Origin of the sequence: Variovorax glucosi (genome assembly GCF_051216695.1) — a bacterium.
GTDB lineage: Bacteria > Pseudomonadota > Gammaproteobacteria > Burkholderiales > Burkholderiaceae_C > Variovorax.
Genome location: NZ_JBPJZE010000344.1, coordinates 1 through 1,073 on the forward strand (window position 1 = coordinate 1; position 1,073 = coordinate 1,073).

Sequence of the window (1,073 nt, forward strand, 5' to 3'; positions counted from 1 at the left end):
GCACATCACACCGCCGTGGATCGGCCAGGGTCTGAATGCGGGCGTGCGTGACGCCTTCAACCTGGCTTGGAAACTCGCCTGGATCCTGCAGGGGCGACTGAAGCCCGAGTTGCTGGCGAGCTACCACGATGAGCGCCATGCGCACGCCAAGGCGATGATCGACCTAGCGGATCTGTTCGGTTCCGTGCTGTCCCAGCGCAATCGCTTCGTGGCCTGGATGCGTGACCGCTTCTTCCTGTCCATCAAGAACATTCCACGCGTACGCGACTACGTGTTGCAGATGAAGTTCAAGCCCATGCCCCGCTTCTTAAAGGGCATCGTCCTAGACAGCGGCGATGAGCGGCGCGACGAACTGGTGGGGCGCATGTTCATCCAGCCCAACATCGAGCGCGAGCCTGGGCGTACCCAGCGGCTCGATGATGTCGTCGGTGCCCGTTTCGCACTGGTGAGTTGGCGCAGGGACGCGCTGGCGAGCGCGCCCGCCGGCCTGAGGGTGCAACTCGACCGCCTGGGCTGCGACCACTACGTCGCTGTGCGGTCGCGCAGTGTCAGGAATGAAGCCTGCTCTAACGTGCCGGTCCAGCCGTCGGGCACGGTGATCGAGGACGTGGAGAACGCGCTGCACTTCTGGTTTCAGGGCAAGAACGTCGATTGGGTGTTGATCCGACCGGACCGGTTCATTGCGGTTGCAGGCAAGGTGGGCGACGCCGTGCAGCAACTGTCGTCATTCTGCGAGACCGTGTTGCCTGTTGCCACGTCTTTCCCGGCTGGCTGTGCAAGCGCAGAGGAACCGCCACAACTCTTGGCGCATGCTTGAGAGGATGATGATGTATCCCGAGCTTTCCCTCTACATTGGGGGCCGCTTTGTGGGGAATGACGGCCGCCCCGGACAAGAGGTGCGCGATCCTGCGACCTTCGACTTGCTCGGGCACCTGCCCTGGGCCACGCCCGAGGACATCGACGCGGCATTGAGCGCCGCACATCGCGCGTTCCAGTCCTGGCGACACAGCTCGCCGGTGGAGCGGTCCGAGGTACTGCGCAAGGTGGCGGCATTGGCACGCGAGCGCGCCAAT

2 protein-coding genes are annotated in these 1,073 nt (G+C 63.8%); both read left to right on the top strand.

The features are described from left to right. The coding region (locus ACSFA3_RS25515; protein ID WP_435508113.1) for an FAD-dependent monooxygenase at nucleotides 1-817 on the top strand (817 nt) is incomplete at its 5' end. A 10-nt stretch (nucleotides 818-827) separates the two neighbouring features. Further along, a partial coding sequence (locus tag ACSFA3_RS25520; protein WP_435508114.1) for an aldehyde dehydrogenase family protein occupies nucleotides 828-1,073 on the top strand: 246 nt, incomplete at its 3' end.